17 protein-coding genes are annotated in these 20,867 nt (G+C 49.2%); 12 read left to right on the top strand and 5 right to left on the bottom strand.

Annotated elements, in window-relative coordinates; all coding sequences use genetic code 11:
- Window positions 1-408: 408 nt before the first annotated feature.
- A complete protein-coding gene (locus C2I18_RS02930) occupies window positions 409-561 on the bottom strand; it encodes a DUF1540 domain-containing protein (protein ID WP_249899797.1) in 153 nt (50 codons plus the stop codon).
- A 401-nt stretch (window positions 562-962) separates the two neighbouring features.
- On the opposite strand from C2I18_RS02930, the gene C2I18_RS02925 reads away from it, so the two are divergent.
- Entirely contained in the window at window positions 963-2,102 is a 1,140-nt protein-coding gene (locus C2I18_RS02925) for a DUF4349 domain-containing protein (protein ID WP_249899796.1), read from the top strand.
- A 115-nt stretch (window positions 2,103-2,217) separates the two neighbouring features.
- On the opposite strand, the gene msrB is transcribed toward C2I18_RS02925, so the two are convergent.
- The gene (gene msrB / locus C2I18_RS02920; RefSeq protein ID WP_249899795.1) at window positions 2,218-3,198 is read right to left on the bottom strand and encodes a peptide-methionine (R)-S-oxide reductase MsrB; all 981 of its coding nucleotides are present in this window, start codon (window positions 3,196-3,198) and stop codon (window positions 2,218-2,220) included.
- A gap of 99 nt (window positions 3,199-3,297) precedes the next feature.
- Entirely contained in the window at window positions 3,298-3,909 is a 612-nt protein-coding gene (locus tag C2I18_RS02915) for a TVP38/TMEM64 family protein (RefSeq protein ID WP_249899794.1), read from the bottom strand.
- Between the two features lie 141 nt (window positions 3,910-4,050).
- Between C2I18_RS02915 and C2I18_RS02910 the strand changes: the two genes are divergently transcribed.
- From C2I18_RS02910 to C2I18_RS02870, 9 genes are all read left to right on the top strand, one after another.
- Entirely contained in the window at window positions 4,051-4,986 is a 936-nt protein-coding gene (locus C2I18_RS02910) for a Gfo/Idh/MocA family protein (protein WP_249899793.1), read from the top strand.
- 25 nt (window positions 4,987-5,011) lie between these two features.
- A complete protein-coding gene (locus C2I18_RS02905) occupies window positions 5,012-5,335 on the top strand; it encodes a hypothetical protein (RefSeq protein ID WP_249899792.1) in 324 nt (107 codons plus the stop codon).
- 124 nt (window positions 5,336-5,459) lie between these two features.
- Window positions 5,460-5,777, top strand: coding sequence for a winged helix-turn-helix transcriptional regulator (locus C2I18_RS02900; protein WP_249899790.1), 318 nt, complete (start codon window positions 5,460-5,462; stop codon window positions 5,775-5,777).
- A 394-nt stretch (window positions 5,778-6,171) separates the two neighbouring features.
- Window positions 6,172-6,894: a hypothetical protein gene (locus C2I18_RS02895; RefSeq protein ID WP_249899789.1), complete on the top strand. Its 723-nt coding sequence runs from the start codon at window positions 6,172-6,174 to the stop codon at window positions 6,892-6,894.
- Window positions 6,895-7,019: 125 nt separating this feature from the next.
- Window positions 7,020-7,769, top strand: a complete 750-nt coding sequence (gene ric, locus C2I18_RS02890) for an iron-sulfur cluster repair di-iron protein (RefSeq protein ID WP_249899788.1) — start codon at window positions 7,020-7,022, stop codon at window positions 7,767-7,769.
- A gap of 180 nt (window positions 7,770-7,949) precedes the next feature.
- Window positions 7,950-8,645: a hypothetical protein gene (locus C2I18_RS02885; protein ID WP_249899787.1), complete on the top strand. Its 696-nt coding sequence runs from the start codon at window positions 7,950-7,952 to the stop codon at window positions 8,643-8,645.
- A 234-nt stretch (window positions 8,646-8,879) separates the two neighbouring features.
- Window positions 8,880-11,264, top strand: a complete 2,385-nt coding sequence (nirB, locus tag C2I18_RS02880; protein WP_481857914.1) for a nitrite reductase large subunit NirB — start codon at window positions 8,880-8,882, stop codon at window positions 11,262-11,264.
- A 25-nt stretch (window positions 11,265-11,289) separates the two neighbouring features.
- Window positions 11,290-11,631 (top strand): nitrite reductase (NAD(P)H) small subunit, encoded by a 342-nt coding sequence (locus tag C2I18_RS02875; RefSeq protein WP_249899786.1) that lies wholly within the window; start codon window positions 11,290-11,292, stop codon window positions 11,629-11,631.
- A 29-nt stretch (window positions 11,632-11,660) separates the two neighbouring features.
- Window positions 11,661-12,449, top strand: a complete 789-nt coding sequence (locus tag C2I18_RS02870; protein ID WP_249899785.1) for a formate/nitrite transporter family protein — start codon at window positions 11,661-11,663, stop codon at window positions 12,447-12,449.
- Between the two features lie 95 nt (window positions 12,450-12,544).
- Here the strand turns inward: C2I18_RS02870 and C2I18_RS02865 are convergent, their stop codons facing one another.
- Both C2I18_RS02865 and C2I18_RS02860 read right to left on the bottom strand, forming a co-directional pair.
- Entirely contained in the window at window positions 12,545-15,370 is a 2,826-nt protein-coding gene (locus C2I18_RS02865; RefSeq protein WP_249901987.1) for a DEAD/DEAH box helicase family protein, read from the bottom strand.
- A 363-nt stretch (window positions 15,371-15,733) separates the two neighbouring features.
- Window positions 15,734-16,453 carry a Crp/Fnr family transcriptional regulator gene (locus tag C2I18_RS02860; RefSeq protein WP_481857868.1) on the bottom strand — a complete coding sequence of 240 codons (720 nt, stop codon included), beginning with the start codon at window positions 16,451-16,453 and terminating at the stop codon, window positions 15,734-15,736.
- A gap of 360 nt (window positions 16,454-16,813) precedes the next feature.
- On the opposite strand from C2I18_RS02860, the gene C2I18_RS02855 reads away from it, so the two are divergent.
- Both C2I18_RS02855 and adhE read left to right on the top strand, forming a co-directional pair.
- Window positions 16,814-17,611 (top strand): alpha/beta hydrolase, encoded by a 798-nt coding sequence (locus tag C2I18_RS02855; RefSeq protein ID WP_249899784.1) that lies wholly within the window; start codon window positions 16,814-16,816, stop codon window positions 17,609-17,611.
- 563 nt (window positions 17,612-18,174) lie between these two features.
- Entirely contained in the window at window positions 18,175-20,796 is a 2,622-nt protein-coding gene (gene adhE / locus C2I18_RS02850) for a bifunctional acetaldehyde-CoA/alcohol dehydrogenase (RefSeq protein WP_249899782.1), read from the top strand.
- Window positions 20,797-20,867: the final 71 nt, after the last annotated feature.

Below are 20,867 nucleotides of genomic sequence, written 5' to 3'. Positions count from 1 at the left end.
TGTACTTTCTGCAGCCTTGTTGATTGATTAGGCTCATTCTGGTGGGAATGCGTCTAGAGCGTGGCCCGATCAACCAAAGTGGAAAACCTCCATCTAATGCTAAGGCAAATACCGCTATTACAATTTTAGTGGGAATAACTCCAGTTAATAGTACTGGATGAGTCACCAAAGGCCTTTATTAGCCCAAATAGCCGGAGAATTTCCAACTAAAGCTCCTATATAACGAAAAAGTCCAGGATTAAGTGGAGAAAATCCAATGAAGTAAACAGATCGCCTCCGGCAAGGAAGCGGTCTGTACAATTTATCTAGTACACTTAAATTATCCGAAAACACTTGATAATAATTATCATTCTTGATAAAATAATAAACAGAAGAAGGAACCGTGGAGGGTCCCTTCTAATGTATTCCTTATTTGTGTTCGAATGTTTTGCAATCTGTCTCTTCAGATTTGCTTGGTTCCTTCGAGCTGTGGTATGCAACAAAGATGGACTCGGCGTTGCATTTGTTCTCTTCAGCCCAGTAGGTGCAGGAATTCACTGCGCACAATACGTCTTTTGCCATGAGGGTTCACCTCCCCTTGTAGCAGAATATCATGATAATTAGATAATCCCGATTGCTCTGTTCAGCAAGGTGGAGCTTGTCCGAACAGAACCTTACCCTTATTCCTTGAGAATGAAGGGTATTTGGTATTTCTTGTCTGTATAGACATAGTTATTGTATCAAAAATAGGCTTATTTCGCAAACAGGATCTTCAGTCCGCTGAACGGTCCTGTTTGCTGTGCAATTCTCAACTAGTAAAAAACACCAAAAAAGTTTTTCGGAATAGGTTTTCCCCGCAACCTTCCAGCATTTGGAACGTCATAAAAAGTAATGCGGAAGAGATCTACAGACAAAAAAACCTTCCGCAGGGAATAATGGCTGCACAAAAGCAGCAGTTATAATACACTTCTGGAGGAATGAGAATGCGAAAACGGGGTCTGCATTACTTATTGTGTATGATGTTTCTGGCGGTCATTCTGGCAGGCTGCAGCTCGGCTGACAGCAATTCTGCCGGCTATTCGGAAAGCGCTGCCGACAATGCCAGCACAGCTTATGATGGTGCAGCAGCGCAGGATGCTTCTGCTCCCGTGGAGGCAGAGTCTGCAGCTGCCAGCACCACGGAGGCTCTGCCGCAGGGGAACGGAGGCGGGAACGGCGGAACCTCAGCCGACAAAGCAGCTGCAGGCAATAGTGCTGAAGGAGCAGCCGGCTTTACGGGCAATGATGTTGCAGCCGGACTGAACAAAAAGCTGATCTATAAAGCCAGCCTCAACATGGAGGTTGAAGATTATGGCGCAGCACAGACTGAAGTGCGCAACATGGTTACTTTGGCGAGCGGATATATTATTGAATTCAATGAGAATATGTCAGAATACGAGCAGGGTGGAACTTTTATTTTGAAAGTGCCTGCTGCGGGGTTCTCCTCTTTCCTGAACAATCTGGAGAAGGTCAAGCATACTGAGCTCCAGCGCAGCATCCAAGGTCAGGATGTCTCCGAAGAATACGTGGATCTGGAATCGCGGCTCAAAGCCAAACAGCTGATGGAGAGCCAATACATCGAATTTATGAAAAAGGCAACCAAATCCGCTGACCTTGTTGAATTTGCGAACCAGCTCGGCGCCATTCAGGAAGAAATTGAGCAGATTAAAGGCAGAATGCGCTACATCGATCAGAATGTTTTGTTCTCCACGGTGGAGCTGCGGCTGTATCAGACGGATGAAAGTATGGCTACTACCCAGAAGAAAGAGCAGGGACCGCTGATGCAGCGGGCTTCGGATGCCCTGACAGGCAGTCTGAACGCTGTATCTGTTATGTTTCAGTGGCTGGTCGTTTTCCTTGCGGGAGCACTTCCGGTATTAATCATTGCTGGCATAATCACCGCAATCGTCCTCTTATTCCGTAAAAAGAGCAAACGTCGTGACACTGAATATATGGAGCGCATCCGCCAGGCTAACCGTGAACTAAACCGTGAAGTTATAACCCGGAATGCTGTCCAGCCGGGGCCGGATGAGAACGCAGCTTCTGAGGGGAACGTGGAAGAACCGGAGAATAGAGAGAAATAGAAATCACGAAGTGAATAAAGTATCCGGCCTAAAAAAAGCCTTCATCCCAATGCACAAGGATGGAGGCTTTGTAATGCTCTATGTTATAGCTTAACTTCAGCCAAAAAGATCAGCCTTACTGGAAAAGTACACGGTATTCGCCGTACCCTTCCTTCTCCAGATCTTCCTTCGGGACAAAACGCAGTGCGGCAGAGTTGATGCAGTAACGCAGGCCGTTTGGACCCGGACCGTCGTTGAAGACATGGCCCAGATGGGAATCGGCGGCTTTGCTCCGCACTTCCGTACGGATCATCATATGGCTGAGATCTGTTTTCTCCTTAACGGAGTAATCACGGATCGGTCTCGTAAAGCTTGGCCAGCCGCAGCCGGAATCATATTTATCCTGTGAGCTGAACAGGGGTTCACCGGATACGATATCCACATAAATGCCATCTCCGTGATGGTCCCAGAATTCGTTGCGGAACGGGGACTCTGTGGCATTATTCTGGGTCACTTCATACTGCAGCGGCGTGAGCCGTGCCTTCAGGCTCTCTTTGTCTTCCTCATGCTTCCAGTGCGACTCGATAAAAGCTTCCCGCCCCGAGGCTTTGCGGTAACGTTTGTAGTGGCCCGGATTCTTGTGGTGATAACCCTGGTGGTACTCTTCGGCCGGATAGAACGGCTTGGCCGGCAGAACCGGGGTTACAATCGGACCCGAGAAACGGCCGCTTGCCTGTAATTCCGCTTTGGAAGCCTCTGCCTGCTGGCGCTGTTCCTCGGAATGGGTAAAGATCGCCGTGCTGTAGGAAGAGCCGCGGTCATGGAATTGTCCGCCTGCATCGGTAGGGTCTATCTGCTGCCAGAACAGTTCCAGTAATTTGCTGTACGGGAAAATCTCCGGATTAAACGTAATCTGCACCGCTTCGACATGGCCGGTTGTTTCCGAGCAGACTTCCTTGTAGGTCGGGTTGACCGTATGGCCGCCTGTGTACCCGGAGATGATGTCGATAATGCCCGGCAGCTCCTCAAAAGGGGATACCATACACCAGAAGCACCCGCCGGCAAAAGTCGCTTTTTCAACTGTGGAGCCTATATTGTTAGACTGAATATCACTCATAAATAACCCTCCATTCATAGATTGCAATTAAATAGATCACAATCTATCCTAATTATAAAGCAAAAAATGCCTGTCTGCCAGCGCTACACAACAGGCTGTCTACTTTCTTCCCGGCCTGTATGGGCGCAGGGATAGTCCGGCCACTAATAACACGGAGGTATATACAGAAAAGGCAATTACCGCGCTGCGCGGATTTTGAAATATTTGGTCCCCTAGGTAGGCGTAAAGCGCGATGCCGGGGATTTTACCGATGCCGGAAGCGGCAAGGTAACTCCAGAACGGCAGTCCGGCGGCTCCTGCATAGACATTGACGGCGGTCTGCGGAATAAGGGGAACGAGCCGGGCAAGCACAATGGAGGCGAACGGGCGCCGCTGCACGGCAGCGGTGAATTTATCCAGCGCCTGTACGGATGTCAGGTAAGCATGCGCTTTATCCCGGAAAAGATATTTTACAATGCCATACATGGCTGCCGCCGCAAGTGTGGTTGCCGCCCAGCATAACAGGAGGCCTGCTGCACTGCCATATACATAACCGAACAATCCGATAATGAGTTTATAGGGAAGTACGGGGAAAAGCGCCAGCAGCGTCGCTGCTCCGAGGGACAGAAGGAGGTTATGATCCTCCCTCAGCCAGTCCAGGATATCATATCTGTAGATAAACGCTAAGATTATACCCGAAACATACAGTAGAACCGTCAACCATTTTCTCATGCTACTATGCCCTTTCCTTACCTTATTCATCTCATCATACTGAAAAAAAAGTAATTAATGAAGCAAAGATCATTTGTCGAATGCGTCCGGCACGGTATAATACGAATATGAAACAGCAGAAATGTGAGGGAGCGCACACTAATGAATATTTCTGGACGCAAAAGAGTCGCGATGATCGGGATCGGCGATATCGCCCGCAAAGTATACCTGCCTCTGCTCTCCCGTCATGAACAAGCTGAAGTGGTCGGGCTGCTCAGCCATTCACCGGCAACGGTGCAGAGTGCGGTTCATTCCTACCGGTTCCCCAAAGGTACAACCGATCTGGACGAGCTGTTATCCTGGGAGCTGGATGCCGTTTTTGTGCATAGTCCTACACCAACACACTATGATATCGTTATGAAATGCCTGCAAGTTGGGGTATCAGTATATGTAGACAAGCCGCTCTCTTATGAGCTGGAGCATTCGCGGCGGATGGCCGCGCTGGCGGAAGATAAGGGAATACTGCTCGGCGTAGGCTTCAACCGGCGGTTTGCGCCAATGTATATGGCTGCGAAATCCTGGCTTGAGAAAGCCGGGGGAATCAGCTTATGTCATGCCGTCAAGCACCGGACCAAACTGCAGACCGGCAGCAGCAGTGAGACGGTTCATGATGATCTCATACATATGCTGGATCTGCTTTTGTGGCTGTGCGGGAATGACTATGAGCTGCTGCACAGCAGCCTCAGATCAGATAGTGAAGGCCGGATGCTGCAGGCTTCCGGGATGCTGTCGTGGGATAAAGGGGCGTCAGGCATGTACAGTATGGTCCGGGATGCCGGGGCGGATCTGGAGAAGCTGGAGCTGCACGGTAACGGCAGATCTGTGGAAGTAACCGACATGGAGCGGGCAACCTTGTTCGAGAAAGGCAATCTGCCGCGCACCCAGGGATTCGGAAGCTGGGACACCGTGCTGGAGAGAAGAGGCTTCAGCGGTGTGGTCAGCCATTTTTTAAATCATATTCATACACCGGAACAATGCGGCATTTCAGCTTCGGCCGTACTGCCAAGCCATATGCTGGCAGCGCAGCTGGAAGACTGACAGAACCGCCGGAGAGGAGCGCAACATGGAAGACTACCGCAAGTCAATGGAAGAACAAATTATTGAAAGCTACAAACGGGATGAGGAAATGATGATTCTCGTCTTTGCACAGTGGTGTGTGAATAACGGGCTGGACCCGCACGCCCTGTATCTGCAGGCATATCCTGAACAGGAGGGCAATGCTGCACTAGGCAGGGCACTGGAGCTTACGGTTCCTGAAGAGGAGGCCGGGTATATTTCAGATGATACGGTACTGGGTGTACTGTCCCTGTACAGCAATGATGACCTGGCGTATGTGGTGACAGAGGCCATTGCAGCCAGGAAGCCGAAGCAGGATACAGGGGATTGACATAAGGGATATAATAAGGTAGCAGATGAACTTTTTTTTGGTAAACGATGTTCAATGCGTCATAAATGTGTTAAAATTATATATACTAACTAATTGTAAGCTTTTTAAGTGAGAGGTGAGAACAATGGAAGAACATCAGATGACGATGTGCCCAAGATTCGAAACGGCCTTCTCTTTCTTAGGCAAACGCTGGAACGGTCTTATTATCCAGACACTTATGAGCGGTCCAAAGCGTTTCAAGGATATTTCCGGTCTGATTCCGTCTATGAGCGATAAAATGCTGTCTGAACGTATGAAGGATCTGGAATGTGAAGGTATTCTGGTGAGACATGTGTATCCAGAAACTCCTGTGCGCATTGAGTATGAACTAACACCCAAAGGCCGCGCACTTGAGCCGGTTATGCAGCAAATTCAATCCTGGGCCGAGAGCTGGGTCGAATAATACCTGCTTCATTGCCTTATTGATTACCCCTGTTCCGCTGCGGAATGGGGGTTTTTTCAAATTTTATGTAAAAAAATTGCACATTTCCAAGCCGGATATAATATAATAGAACAAAACTGTGAGCTTTTGGCTGAATTATGTTCATTTTACCGCAGCTATGGCTTGTAATACCGGGCGAAGACAATACTGAAAATATGAAATAATTTGATTATGTAAGCGCAATCAATCAGGCGATCCTTTGAATGGGGCTTATGCATGCTTTCGAAGTAAGTTTTGCCACAGTGGACTCAGGTGCTGTAATCCTAACAAAACTAGGTCTATGCTTTCGAAGTAAGTTTTGCCGCAGTGCACTCAAGTGCTGTAATCCTAACAAAACTTTTAGGAGGCGAGGAAGATGAAAACCACCTTATTTTCCCGGGAAATAACCTATGGAAAAGACGATGTCGCCGAACTGGAGACCGCTTCGATTAAGGTCCAGCTGATATATGACAAGACCTTGTACATGCTGCATGGCCATCTTCCCAAATCCTTATGGGATGCCTGGATTGGAGTGCCTTATGAAATTATTTCCTCCTTATATAAAGGGGATAACGATAGCGGCAGTGTGTTTCAAAAGTGGATTCAAAGCCCTTCGGGCTGGAAATGCATCGGTTGTGAGCGGCATTGTCTGGAGCCGGCGGCAGGACCGGACCGTCATGTCTCCGGTGAGCAGCGGCTGTTTACTTTTCACAACGGCATCAGGCAGAGTATGGTTCTGCAGGCTGTAATCTGGTCCATGTATGAGAACACCGTGCTGTTCCAGCACTTTTTAGGAGATGAAGCCTTTTTGGACGGGGACGATCTGGATACCATCTCCGCCTATTTCGTGCCTACGTATATGAACAAGCAAAGGCTGATTGATACATGCAAGCCCTGCAAGGAATATCAGGAACAAAATATCCGGGTATTCCAGGAATGGATCTCTGCTCCCGATCTGGTGCTGCAGTGGAATGGAGGCCTGACTGAGGGGCGATGGATGACTGGCGTATATGTGGACCATTCCCGTTTTGCCGGTCTCGGACCCTATTTGAAGGATGCGGCTGGCAAGCGTACTTATATGCAGGCTACAGTCCGGTAAGTTTTATTTTTTCGTTCAATAAAATTTTATATATTCAGTGCGCAAAATCACAAGCCGCGGGACCTCTCAGCGTTAAGGTGTAAGTGTAACAGAAACCTAAACCATAACGTGAGGGAGGGGCCATCATGACGGCCAATCAAATAAACGATACATTTACAGAAACTCCGGTGACTACGGAAACAGCAATCAGCTTCACTGCTGATGCCCTGGTCAGAGACATTGTCCTTCAATTTCCAAAAGCGGCGGATTATTTCAAAGGCCAGCGGATCGATTTTTGCTGCGGAGGTGTAAAGCCTTTGTCGGAGGCAGCCGAAGAGAAGGGGCTTAACACTGAGAATGTTATCCGCGATCTGAACAAGCTGCTGGAAGAGCATCCTGTGCTGGAATCGGATATTGCCTGGAACGATGCATCTTCTGCGGAGCTGATTGATTACATCGTCAACAAGCATCACCGGTATTTGCGTGAAGAGCTTCCTCTTATTGCCCAGAATGTGACGAAAGTGTTCCGTGTTCACGGTGAAGATTCACCGCATCTTGCAGAAATGTACCGGTTGTTCCACACCCTGCGTGAGGAGCTGCTGCAGCATACGGCCAAGGAAGAGGAATCCGAGTTCCCTGCTATGCTGGCCTATGACGCAAACCCGTCGCCTGAACGCCTGGCAGAGCTGAAAGGAATGCTGGGTACGCTGGAAGAGGAGCACGACGGCGCCGGGGAAATTTTGCGCGAGCTCCGCAGAGTGACGAATGATTTCACACCTCCAGAGCATGCCTGCACAACCTACCGTCTGACCTATGCCCGGCTCGAAGAGCTGGAAGGGATGACCTTTGAACATGTGCATCTCGAAAATAACATTTTGTTCCTGCGCTATCAGTAAGAACAGCATCCTTATTTTTTCTGAGTCCCTGCGGGGACTTTTTTATTGTGTATAAAACCCGTGTTATTAGAATTGAGAACCAGGCCTGTTTGCGTTATTCTTAAAGGACGAATACATAATTACTACAGGCCTGAGAAATTGCTGGAAGCTGTGCTCGGGCGGAATAAGGCGGTGCCGGGATTGTCCAGAACTTTTTTATTACGTATATGGTTAGGCTTCATCATTATTGCAACCGCAGGGGGCTGCTCAGCCTTTAATTCAGAAACTGCAGATGAGCATGCGGCGGCGGCGGCCGGTCCTGCTTTTTCACTGGTAATCGGTGATAATGACTTGACCGGAAGCGCAGGCAGGCAGCTCAGTGAAGCATACATTCAGGGAATTACTTTGGGTGAACTGCTGGAGAGCAGCGGTGTTGCGGAGTTTAGTGAGGACGGGGAGCGCATGGTGACCGTAAACGGAGTATCTTTAAGTCCGGAGATGGTCTGGGAGATTCAGGCCGGGGGCAAAACCGTCACGAACTGGAACAGCGTAATTATGCGGGACCAGACAATAGTAATTTCGGCTAAGCGTACAGAGGGCAAGGATCCGCTTCAGCCTGTAATTCTGAAAGTAAGCGGGGGAAGCGGTCAGCCGGAGCTTACGCACGCTTACGTGTATTCTTTTGCAGATGAGCTGACTGTAAGGAGCCTGCTGAAGAGCAGCGGAATAGTAGGGCTGTCCGAAAATAACAAAAGAATTCTCACCGTGAATGATTACAGCCCGCTGACAAGCGAAGAGTGGAAGCTTAAGGTGAACGATAAAGGGCTACTGAGCACAGGAATCGATATGAAGCTGCGACCTCAGGATACACTTGAACTTTCGCTCGTTTTACGTTAATTACCATATCATTTACAGCCAAGCTGCCGTATACTGTTTTAACGCGTGGCTTGGCATTTTTGAACTAAATTGTGTGAAAACATTCACATATAATGTGATTTCAATCACAAATGCTCTTCAAATTTAAAACGTATAATTTCACTATAAGAGATGTTCACATAGGAAATTAGAAGTTTCGAGGAGGGCCTTACAGTGACAGTGGAGAGAGAAAAGTTAGTATTGATCGGTAACGGTATGGCAGGCGTAGGCACAATTGAACAGATCCTTAAGCTGGGCGGGGCTTATGATATTACGATTTTTGGAAGTGAGCCGCATCCGAACTACAACCGGATCATGCTGTCCTATGTTCTGGAAGGCAGCAAAACAATTGAAGATATCATTCTTAACGACCGCCAGTGGTATGAAGACAATCATATTACTTTGCATACAGGGACTACAGTAGTCCGCATTGATGAAGAGAACCGTCAGGTTATTGCTGATAACGGAATGACAGTCCCATACGATAAAGTAATTATTGCAACAGGCTCGAATTCGTTCATCCTGCCTGTACCGGGCAGCACCAAAGAAGGTGTCGTCGGTTTCCGCGATATCGCTGATTGCGATGCGATGCTTGCAGCGGCGAAGCAGTACCGTACAGCCGCAGTTATCGGCGGCGGTCTGCTGGGGCTTGAAGCAGCCAAAGGGCTTGTGAACTTAGGGATGGATGTAACTGTAGTGCATTTGCTCGAAGATCTGATGGAACGCCAGCTCGACCACAATGCCTCGTCCATGCTGCAGGCAGAGCTGAAGCGTCAAGGTGTCAAATTTGCAATGGGCAAACAGACTGTGGAATTGACCGGAGATGAGCGGGTTAACGGCCTTCGGTTCAGCGACGGTACAGAGCTGCAGGCGGATTTTGTAGTCATGGCAGTAGGCATCAAACCCAATACGCAGCTGGCTAAAGACAGCGGCATAACCGTTAACCGCGGGATCGTCGTTAATGATTACCTGGAAACTTCGATGCCTGGAGTATACTCCGTAGGTGAATGTACAGAACACCGCGGAACCTGTTACGGCCTTGTAGCACCGCTGTTTGAACAAGGAATGGTGCTGGCCAAATATCTGTGCGGCGCTGCTACCCAGCCATATGAAGGCTCAGTTGTAGCCACCAAGCTGAAAATATCCGGTGTGGATGTGTTCTCGGCAGGGGAGTTTACTGAAACAGAAGAGCACACCGTCATTTCGGCCAAAGATGAATGGAAGAGAACCTACAAAAAGATTTTGCTCAAAGATAATGTTATTGTCGGCGCCGTTCTCTTCGGTGATGTAACAGAATCAGCCAATCTGCAAAAGCTCGTCAAGCAGGGTGCGCAAATGACCGACGAAATTTACGGCGAAGTCATGGGCACCGGATGCTGCGGCGGCGGGGCAGCCAAGAAAAGCATGTCTGTCGAAACGATGGCTGATGAAGAAATCGTCTGCGGCTGTAACGGGGTAACCAAAAAAGCGATTGTCGATGCAGTAACAGAGAACGGATTTACAACAGTGGATGAAATCAAGGCATGCACCGGAGCTACCCGCTCCTGCGGCGGCTGTAAGCCGGTGGTTGAACAGATTCTGCAGTTTGTACTTGGCGACAGCTTTGAGCAAAGCGCGAAGCAGGGCATTTGCAGCTGCACTACACTGAGCCGTGACGAGATTGTAGCAGAGATTACAGCCAAAGGTCTGAGAACCACCAAGGAAGTCATGAATGTACTGGGCTGGAAACAGGCGGAAGGCTGCTCCAAGTGCCGCCCTGCCGTGAACTACTACCTGGGCATGATTTATCCTGACACACATGAAGATGAGAAGGAATCGCGCTTCGTTAACGAGCGGATGAGCGCCAATATTCAGAAGGATGGCACCTTTACCGTAGTACCACGGATGTATGGCGGGGTAACAACACCGGAAGATTTGAAGAAAATTGCCGATGTATCCCTGAAATATGATGTAAAAGTAGTGAAGGTAACCGGCGGACAGCGCCTGGATCTGATCGGTGTCAAGAAAGAGGATGTGCCTAAGGTATGGGAAGAGCTGGATATGCCTTCCGGATACGCTTATGCCAAATCCCTCCGTACTGTAAAAACCTGTGTCGGATCACAGTTCTGCCGTTTTGGAACACAGGATTCCATGGGTATGGGTGCACTGCTTGAGCGTAAATATGAACGCCTTGACTTCCCGGCCAAATTTAAAATGGCAGTCAACGGCTGCCCGCGGAACTGTGCAGAGTCCTGCACCAAGGATATCGGTATCGTCGGAAACGACGGAGGATGGGAAGTATTCATTGGCGGTAACGGCGGGATTAAACCGCGTATTGCAGATTCCTTCTGCAAAGTCAAAACAGATGACGAGCTGGTAGAGATCTGCTCGGCAGTTATGCAGTATTACCGTGAAACTGGTAACTATCTGGAGAGAACCTCCGAGTGGGTGGAACGGATGGGTCTGGAAAATATCCAGAATGTCATTCTGAACAATGAGGATAACCGCAAGGAGCTGGCTGCCCGGATTGATTTTGCACTGGCCCAGGTTTCGGATCCGTGGAAAAAAATGCTTGATGATGACAATACCCGTACTGCACTGTTCGAAAAAGCGAGAGTATAAACCGGATTCCAAAGGAGAGATAACCATGGAGATCACAAAACAAGAGTATGTAGTAGGTACGGCACAGGATTTCCTGCCGCAAATCGGCCGTGTAATCGTTGCAGGGCCGGTGGAACTGGCTGTATTCCGCACCTCGGACGGAGCGTTCTATGCTGTGGAGAATCATAGTCCGCATCCGAAAGGCGGACCGCTTGCCGAAGGAATCGTGTCAGGGCATTACCTGTACGACCCGCTGTATGACTGGAAAATCGATCTGCGCAGCGGAGAAGTTCAGGCACCCGATCAGGGGCTCGTGGCAACCTTCCCGGTGACCCAAGACGGTGACATTCTGAAGGTCCGCTTGCAGGAAGCAGCAGTACAAAGCTAAATTTTGATCAGGAATGGCGGGGTGGAGAGATGTTTACGCAAAGTGTGGAGAACATCGTAGAGATTGCAGTAGGCAAACGCGACAAAATGAATGAGAGTATGGCAAGGTATTTTCTGGCCGCCATGCTGGCCGGTGCGTATGTAGGTATAGGAATTATTCTGATTTTCACACTGGGTGCACCGCTGGCAGCAGCCCAGTCTCCCTTTCAGCCGCTTGTTATGGGCGCATCCTTCGGGATCGCCCTGACCCTGGTCGTATTTGCCGGTTCCGAGCTTTTCACCGGCAATAATATGTTTTTCACGGTAAGTACGCTTGCCGGAAGAACAACGGCCCTGGATACCGCGAAGAACTGGATTATTGTTTTTATCGGCAATGTGGCCGGTGCAGTCCTTCTCGCCCTGCTGATTCAAGGTACAGGATTGTTCAAGGCAGCTCCGGCAGAGCATCTGATCTTTGCCGCAGCCGCCAAAAAAATGACACTGCCGTTCTCGGAGCTGTTCTTCCGCGGCATTCTTTGTAACTGGCTGGTCTGCCTGGCTTTATGGATGTCTTCCCGTACCAAGAGCGAGCCAGCGAAGCTGGTGCTGATCTGGTGGTGTCTGTTCGCTTTTATCGCCAGCGGTTATGAGCACAGTGTAGCGAATATGACGCTGCTGAGCGTGGCCGTGCTGCTGCCGAACCATCCGGAGACGGTATCGATTGCCGGATGGCTGCATAACATGATTCCGGTCACTCTGGGTAACATTATTGGCGGAGGGGTATTTGTCGGTATGGCTTATTGGCTGATTTCCCCGGTTCGTGCCCGCAGCAAACGTTAATAAGTGAAAAAAAGAACAAGTGAGAATGGGACTGTCCTGAGGTTTGTAGCCTTCAGGACAGTTTTTTATTAGGTGGAGTGATAAGGGATAACATCTTATCTCCAGGCGCTGATCCGCTCAGATTTGCGGATAAACATGGATGCCAGGGACTTCACTCTCGCATTGAGCAGTTTCTTGTGGCCCTCCGGAGTCCGGGTATAGACCAGCTCGGCAGGGCCGATATTCTTTTTCCAGAGCGCAGCAAAACGTTCTGCATGTTCCTTGCGGCGGCCGATCTCCTCCGGAACGGCATGATAATCATGTGTCCGGCCAAACCACCTCCGTGATGTGCGGTAAATAAGATAGCGGGGATTTTCGACCGGATCAAGCAGCTGCTGCAGGGCATTTAAGAACAGTGTCTTTTCATGCGTGCTCCCAGCCTTCAGCCAGCATACAACAGTGCCGCGTTCCTCCTGGGCTCCGATCAAATGCAGGCTTGGCGCAGACCGGACCAGCTTCATTTCATAAAGCACGGTGTAGACGGTTAATCCGGTTTCAAGGATGCTCCGGTCCAGCGTCTGGTGCTTGATCATCATTTTGGCTGCTTTGATGATCCAGGGGCTGGCACAGATGGCTGCGAAGAGGGCGGCGAGGCCGAGCTTTAACCATCCCGGTGCTTCCGAGTTCAGTACTTGAGGCGATGTAACCGATTCGTAAAAGATTTGCAAAGCCAGCGTACACGCAAAAATAAGAACCGCCTTAATTGTATAAGGATAGACCAATGGTTTTGGAATGCGCTCCCGCACAGTCTTCAGTTCCTCGGCCATCGAACTCTGAAGGGAGATGGCAGAGGCCCATTGGTCCTTGAGTAAATGACGGTCCCGGGCTCTTTCCAGCGTCCCGGCATTATATAACTCAATTGTGCTATCCGATAGCTGTCTTTGCGCCAGCCCGATTCGGTCCATACCGGACTCTATGGTTTTATTCGTAATCGACAAGCCCACTAAAGAGCGGAACCGCCTGTCAAGAGAAGCCATATCTTCTCCGCCGTCGGTAAGCTCCGTATCGACACAGGCCAAATGCCATATCGCGCCGGTTTTGTCCGGATTGCCGCGCTGCGAACGGATTGCCCGCCCCCGCATCTGATTGGACAGCATAAATGAGCTTACATATGAAGCCATGATCATCGAATTGATTCCCGGCGCATCCCAGCCTTCACCCAGCAGCGCGGCTGTACCGACGAGTACGCGGACGCTGCCCTGATTAAAGAGCGCCGTGACCCACCCGACCATGGCTGAACGGTTGGAATCGCGCACCTCAATCGACATATATCGGGAATCATGGGGCAGTATGCGGTCCGTGAGCGTAATTCCTTGCTGACCGGCCGTCTCCCGGATCCATTCGGCTGCTTTGGCAGGCAGGATCACCAGGGAACCTGTCAGAACACCGACCGGCAGCTCTTGCCCGCCCGGTTCCTTTTCTTTTTCTGACAGTCCTCTGCGGATACTCTCGAAAATTGGTACTACACCAAGGCGCTGAAGGGGCTGTTCATCCCCCGGATGCTTCGGCATGTCTTCCTTCCGGATATAATCGGCCAGAATCACCATACGCAGCCCGTTCCCGAGGACCGACCTTTCGAAATCGAGAATATGTCCGATTTGCTTCAGCTTGGACACGCTTTGAACCAGCATCTTGTTCAGCGCCGGCGTTGACCGCAAGTACAGCTTCCGCCGCTCAATCATTCCGAGCTGGCTGAGCCGCCTGTGAAGCTCCTTCAGCTCCGGCCTATCGGAATCCACATGATTATCTTTAAACAGGATTCCGTTCAGCAGTTCCTCAAGCCATTCGTAGGTTAGATCTGGTGTATCCTTCTCTTTCAGCCCCAACAGCATGACAGCTCTGCGCCACTCCGGCTGATCTGCCGCCCGCAAGTAAATAACCATGCTTGAGTAATATTCCGGAGAAGATAAAATCTCATCCATATGGGATTCTGCGTTCGTAATCCAGGGATGACCGGCGATCAGCCCGGTCAAAAACACATCACGAATGAGCTCATCTCTCAAACCTGCAGCCTGTAGGCGGAAATTACGGATCCGGGCAGACTCGTTCTTTTCAGGAGGTGTCAGCATGATATAATCCTGATGCGGGCACAATTCTCCATGCCTGACAAGCTCCGGCACACTGATTTCTTCATTTATTGGCCCGCACAGCTCGATGTACCGCTGCCACTCGTTTGGGCTCACATCATACGGCGGCGTTGCCGTCAGCGCAATTTTAGTTGGCTGCCCCAGCATGTCACACAATTGAAGGGCACTTCTCCACCAGGACACACGCAAATGATGCGCTTCGTCAAAAATGACCGTGTGAATTCCCAGCTTCTTCAGTTTTCCGATAATTTCATTCGCTGCTAAAGGCGGATCGGCAGCAGTTTCCTTTTCCGCAGCATCAGTGTCTTCTTGAAAAGCCGGCTTCGGAGTATAATCATACTCGGCAGGGACATCTTCCGTATCATCGGCTGCCGCTACGATCCTCTCTCCACCTGAGGCAGAAAACTGCTGTTCTCTAAACTGCTCCAACTTTTCTCCGGAATCACCCAGAACAGCATGAAGAGCCTGATAAGTTGTAATCGTGATCATGGCCGGATGATGTATGGATGTTGACAACCAATCCGGACGTTCGTCCTTCCCCAGAAAAAGTTCTGTGAAACGGTTCGCCCACTGCTCCTTGATCGTCAAGGTTGGTGCCAAAATGATTGCCGGGCGGTTGATGCGGAGCATAATTTCCAGACCCAGAACGGTTTTGCCTGAGCCTGGCGGCGCGACAAGATGCAGGTGCCGGTTACGTAAATGCTCCTCAAGTTGATCCAGTATCCGCTTCTGATAGGAGCGCCACGGATAGCAGAATTTAATAGGGCCGGGAAAGGTTTTGGCGTGGTTCTCCATCTCAGTCACCTCTCGTAATAGATTTCATTCCATCCCTCATTACGCGGGAAATATAAACATCTGTCAAGATAAAGGCATGGATTTAAAGTGGGATATTACATAAAGCACTGATATATCTTATTAATCAGGTAGCATGAAACTGAAAGCTAATGGGAGGGGGAGATATAGCGGAATTGTCGTAAGAGCCGGCATCACCGGTCGTAATGACTGCAGTAGAGTGGATGAGGAAGCTGTAAGCCAAAGCATTTTACACAAAAAAAAGACACCGGACAAGGCGTCTTCGACCACTCTATTGTATGGTTAAAAAATATTTGGGCCTGATATGTTTCAGTGAGGAGAATAGAGGGTATTATTACTAGGAAATTAAATGCGGCAGATTTCGTTAGGACATAATTCGCAATGGCAGATTTCCTGAAGCATGCCCAGATCTTTGATCACAATCATTCCATTCTCATACTCAACAGCATCTTTTTTGCGCAGATCACTCAGCATCCGGTTGACGCTCTCACGGGTAGCGCCGATCATGTTGGAGAGATCCGTATGCGTGATTTTTTTGTTGATCAGAATATTGTCGCCGTTCTTCTCGCCATAGGTGTTGCCCAGACGGATTAGCGTGGAGCACAGGGCGCCCGGTTTGCCGTACATCATCAAATCACGGAATTTAGTCTGTGTAAGACGGTGGTGAATACCCATCCACTTCATAAAGTCGATGGCGAAATCACAGTGCTGGCAGATAAGGATTTCAAGATCCTTCTGCTCAATTACACCAACTTCGCTCTCTTCAATAACCTCGGCGGTGAAGCTGTGCTTGGTGCTGAAGAAAGGATCTGCCTGCCCGACCATGTCACCAGCCTGATACATATACAGAATCAGTTCTTTGCCTTCGTCTGTAGATTTGGTCAGCTTTACACGTCCACGTTTGATATAAAACAATTTATCCGAATAGTCACCTTCCCAGAACAAGTGAGATCCTTCTGGTACTATGCGCTCTTTCATTGTAACGAGAAGTCTGTTAAAGTTCTGTTCGGAAAAACAGTTTGTATTCCCGTGGGCCTCGATAACATTGTAATGTTCCTTGATCATAATCGATATCCCCTTTATTCCCTCAGTTTTTCAATAAATTTTAAATTAATTATACCTTGAAATCCCTCATTTTGGTTAAGTATTTTCGCGAAAAAGTGTCGAATTTTTAACATTGTGATAATTTTCACTTCGAAACGATGATATTTAGCATGATTTCCTGCTCCAGCAGAGGCCGGATTACTGGGATTGATGCTTATTATAACAGTTGTTTTCGGTGATGGACACCATAAAGGAATTTTGTCTTGTTGAGGGCAGCAAGTGATTGCATGAACGATAAGACCTTGTTAGACTTATGGACAGGAAGTGTGTAACTGCTTTCATTTATGTTATTTAATATTGAGGAAAGCCTGAGGGATGAAGATGGAAACATTATTGCTATGGCCCGGGGGAACTCCGGGCTCGCTCGGTGACAGTCCGGAGGATCTTCCGGCAATTACGCCGTATCTCGTAGAAGGGAAAGGTAACGCGGCTGTTCTGGTGTGTCCTGGAGGCGGCTACGGGATGCGGGCTCATCATGAAGGCCAGCCGGTGGCGGAGTGGCTGAATACGCTGGGAATCTCGGCTTTTGTCCTGCGGTACCGTGTAGCACCCTATAAGTACCCAAGCGCGCTGCATGATGCCCAGAGAGCGCTGCGCACCATCCGGTCCCGTGCAGATGAATATGGCGTTGATCCGGACAGACTGGGCATTCTCGGCTTTTCTGCCGGAGGGCATCTGGCCTCTGCTGCGGGAGTATTGTTTGACCGGGGGCAGGCTGAGGCAGCTGAGCCGTTAGAAAGGTATTCCAGCCGTCCCGATTTTATGATTCTTTGTTATCCAGTCATTACAATGGGGGAGGAATTTACGCACCAGGGCTCGAAAGGCAATCTTCTTGGTGAGAATCCGGATAAGGAAATGGCCAACCGGCTCAGCAGTGAACTGCAGGTCACTGCAGATACTCCGCCGGCATTCCTGTGGCATACCTCGGATGATGCCTCCGTTCCTGTAGAGAACAGTCTCCTGTTCGCAGCTGCATTAAGACGCCATGAGATTCCGTTTGACCTGCATGTATATGCCCATGGCCGCCATGGTCTCGGACTGGCAGATGAAGAGCCTCATACACGCGGATGGACTGACGCCTGTGCTTCCTGGCTTCAGCTGGGCGGGTATACAAAATAGTTTGACCTTTCTGACACTGCGGAGCGAAGGGACTTCAGTTCGCTTGTGCAAGCTAGAGTGACCGATACTAAGAGAATATATTAACTCATTAAAATAGCGGCAGTCCGGGGCAAGACTCTCTCGTCCCTGGCTGCCGCTATTTATAATAGATAAAGTTGGCCGGACTAAAGAAGGAAGAGGATCTTTTTCCGCTTCAGTGGGCGGGGGGGATCCGTGTAAAAATGCGCACGAAACACAATAGAGAGGAATTCTCGGTGTTTTTAAATAAATCTATTGCACAAAGTAGTGCAGACCCCCGGACGTATTGATTCCGCAAAAAGAGTCGGCTTTCTCTGTAAAATCTTAGATTTTAAGTATTATTATTTCTTGTATGAGCATGTATTCATGGGTGGCAGCCCAATAAATGTAATATCAGCCTGAATATGATCGAATGTAAGCGCTTTGAAAACAAATCAAAAAAACTTTAAACTTTGTGAAAGAATTCACTATACAACCCGAAGGGGATGTGATAAGATAAACGTGTAGAGAAAAACAACCTAAAAATTGACAGGAGGACGAGGGAGATGGCAGTAAAGAACGAAGTCGCCGCCCAAGTGAAACAGACCACCGCTGAAGAGTATATTCAGACATTGGTGGATAAAGCAAAGAAAGCTCAGGAAGCGTATATGGCGCTTGACCAGGAGCAGGTTAACACAATCGTTCATGCAATGGCTCTGGCAGGTCTCGACAAACACATGTACCTGGCAAAATTGGCTGTCGAAGAAACAGGCCGCGGAGTATACGAAGACAAAATTACGAAGAACATCTTCTCAACAGAATATATCTGGCACGGAATCAAGTATGACAAAACCGTAGGAGTTATTGAGGATAACCCCTACGACAACTTCCAAAAGATTGCTGAACCAGTCGGAATTGTAATGGGCATCACACCGGTAACCAACCCAACATCCACCACGATGTTTAAAGCTCTGATTGCCGCTAAGACACGTAACCCTATTATATTCGGTTTCCACCCGTCCGCGCAAGAGTGCAGCGCTGCAGCAGCTAAGATTCTGCACGATGCAGCAGTCAAAGCAGGTGCTCCTGAAAACTGCATTCAATGGATTGAAATGCCGACGATGGACAAAACGAACGCACTGATGAACAATCCGGACGTTGCACTGATTCTGGCTACAGGCGGATCGGCAATGGTTAAGGCAGCATACAGCTGCGGCAAACCGGCTCTTGGCGTAGGTCCTGGTAACGTACCGGCCTTCATTGAGAAGAGTGCAGATATTGATCAGGCGGTAACGGATATCATCCTTTCCAAAACATTCGATAACGGTATGATCTGCGCCTCTGAGCAAGCCGTTATTATAGAAGATGCAATTTTTGACCAAGTGAAAAAGAAAATGATCGCGAACGGCTGCTACTTTGTCAATAAAGATGAAGCTGCCAAGCTGACTAACGGCGCGATGAACGTAGAGAAATGTGCAGTTAACCCGGCAATCGTAGGCCAATCGGCAGTGAAAATTGCTGAGATGTGCGGTATCCAGGTACCAGCCGGAACGAAGATTCTGGTTGCTGAAATCGAAGGCGTAGGCCCTAAATATCCGCTGTCGGCTGAGAAGCTGAGCCCGGTTCTGGCCTGCTACAAGGTGAAAAATGCTGACCAAGGTATCGAACGCGCTGCCGAGATCGTTGAATTTGGCGGTATGGGCCACAGCTCGGCGATCCATTCCAATAATGAAGAAGTGATCATGAAATTCTCGAACCGCCTGCAAACCGGACGTATCCTCGTCAACTCGCCTTCGACACATGGCGCAATCGGCGACATTTACAACACGAATATCCCTTCGCTGACCCTGGGCTGCGGATCTTATGGACGCAACTCGGTATCGCAGAACGTTACTGCCATCAATCTGATCAACGTGAAAAGGGTGAATCGTCGTACCGTGAATATGCAATGGTTTAAAGTACCTGACAAGATCTACTTCGAAAAGGGATCCACTCAATACCTGGCCAAAATGCCTGATATCACACGTGTAGCCATTATCACTGACCCAATGATGGTTAAATTGGGATATGTTGAAAGAGTTGAGCACTATCTGCGCCAACGCCAGACTCCTGTAGCGATTGAAGTGTTCTCGGAAGTTGAACCGGATCCTTCGACCACTACCGTGGAGAAAGGTACCGCTATGATGAACAGATTCCAGCCGGACTGCATTATCGCACTGGGCGGCGGTTCACCGATGGACGCTGCCAAAGGAATGTGGCTGTTCTACGAACATCCGGATGTAGACTTCAATAACCTGAAACAAAAATTCATGGATATCCGCAAACGCGTGTACAAATACCCTACCCTGGGCAAAAAGGCGAAATTCGTTGCCATCCCGACAACTTCGGGTACAGGTTCGGAAGTGACCTCGTTCGCAGTTATCACCGACAAAACTGCCGGTGCCAACACCAAATATCCGCTGGCTGACTATGAACTGACTCCAGACGTAGCGATCGTTGATCCGGAATTTGTATACAGTCTGCCAAGAACTGCTGTTGCAGATACAGGTATGGACGTACTGACTCACGCTATTGAAGCTTATGTATCGGTAATGGCCAGTGACTACTCCGACGGTCTGGCAATCAAAGCGATTCAGCTGGTATTCCAGTACCTTGAGAAATCGGCGCTTACTGGTGATAAACTGGCGCGTGAAAAAATGCACAATGCTTCGACACTTGCCGGTATGGCGTTTGCTAACGCGTTCCTGGGTATTAACCACAGCTTGGCGCACAAATGGGGCGGTCAATACCATACGGCACACGGCCGTACAAATGCGATCCTGATGCCGCACGTTATCCGTTACAATGCCAAAAAACCTACGAAGTTCGCTTCGTTCCCTAAATACTCGCACTTCGTAGCTGACGAGCGTTATGCCGAAATTGCCCGTATTCTTGGATTGCCTGCCCGTACTACAGAAGAAGGTGTAACAAGCCTGATCAATGCAATCCGTGAAATGAACAAGAAGCTGGGCATCGAAGAGTCGTTCCAGCAGCTCGGTTTTGATCCTAAGGATTTTGAATCGCGCGTAGACTACCTGGCTGACCGTGCATTTGAAGACCAATGTACTACTGCCAACCCTAAGCTGCCGCTGGTAAGTGAGCTGGCTGATGTGTACCGCAACGCGTTCTACGGAAGATTCGATAATTAATTGGCGATTGTTATATAGAAAATTAGTTTAATGGTTGTTATGGGACGTAAAGGAAGTGACAAATATCACCG

Source organism: Paenibacillus sp. PK3_47, from assembly GCF_023520895.1.
Classification (GTDB): Bacteria; Bacillota; Bacilli; order Paenibacillales; family Paenibacillaceae; genus Paenibacillus_AQ.
This window is presented reverse-complemented; position numbering and strand designations above follow the sequence as displayed.

Coding starts and splice junctions, on each gene's coding strand:
- adhE (WP_249899782.1), top strand. CDS start 18,175: ATGGCAGTAAAGAACGAAGTCGCCGCCCAAGTGAAACAGACCACCGCT.
- C2I18_RS02865 (WP_249901987.1), bottom strand. CDS start 15,370: ATGGAGAACCACGCCAAAACCTTTCCCGGCCCTATTAAATTCTGCTAT.
- C2I18_RS02905 (WP_249899792.1), top strand. CDS start 5,012: ATGGAAGACTACCGCAAGTCAATGGAAGAACAAATTATTGAAAGCTAC.
- C2I18_RS02860 (WP_481857868.1), bottom strand. CDS start 16,453: ATGATCAAGGAACATTACAATGTTATCGAGGCCCACGGGAATACAAAC.
- C2I18_RS02870 (WP_249899785.1), top strand. CDS start 11,661: ATGTTTACGCAAAGTGTGGAGAACATCGTAGAGATTGCAGTAGGCAAA.
- ric (WP_249899788.1), top strand. CDS start 7,020: ATGACGGCCAATCAAATAAACGATACATTTACAGAAACTCCGGTGACT.
- C2I18_RS02915 (WP_249899794.1), bottom strand. CDS start 3,909: ATGAGAAAATGGTTGACGGTTCTACTGTATGTTTCGGGTATAATCTTA.
- C2I18_RS02875 (WP_249899786.1), top strand. CDS start 11,290: ATGGAGATCACAAAACAAGAGTATGTAGTAGGTACGGCACAGGATTTC.
- msrB (WP_249899795.1), bottom strand. CDS start 3,198: ATGAGTGATATTCAGTCTAACAATATAGGCTCCACAGTTGAAAAAGCG.
- C2I18_RS02930 (WP_249899797.1), bottom strand. CDS start 561: ATGGCAAAAGACGTATTGTGCGCAGTGAATTCCTGCACCTACTGGGCT.
- C2I18_RS02855 (WP_249899784.1), top strand. CDS start 16,814: ATGGAAACATTATTGCTATGGCCCGGGGGAACTCCGGGCTCGCTCGGT.
- C2I18_RS02910 (WP_249899793.1), top strand. CDS start 4,051: ATGAATATTTCTGGACGCAAAAGAGTCGCGATGATCGGGATCGGCGAT.
- C2I18_RS02900 (WP_249899790.1), top strand. CDS start 5,460: ATGGAAGAACATCAGATGACGATGTGCCCAAGATTCGAAACGGCCTTC.
- nirB (WP_481857914.1), top strand. CDS start 8,880: ATGGCAGGCGTAGGCACAATTGAACAGATCCTTAAGCTGGGCGGGGCT.
- C2I18_RS02925 (WP_249899796.1), top strand. CDS start 963: ATGCGAAAACGGGGTCTGCATTACTTATTGTGTATGATGTTTCTGGCG.
- C2I18_RS02895 (WP_249899789.1), top strand. CDS start 6,172: ATGAAAACCACCTTATTTTCCCGGGAAATAACCTATGGAAAAGACGAT.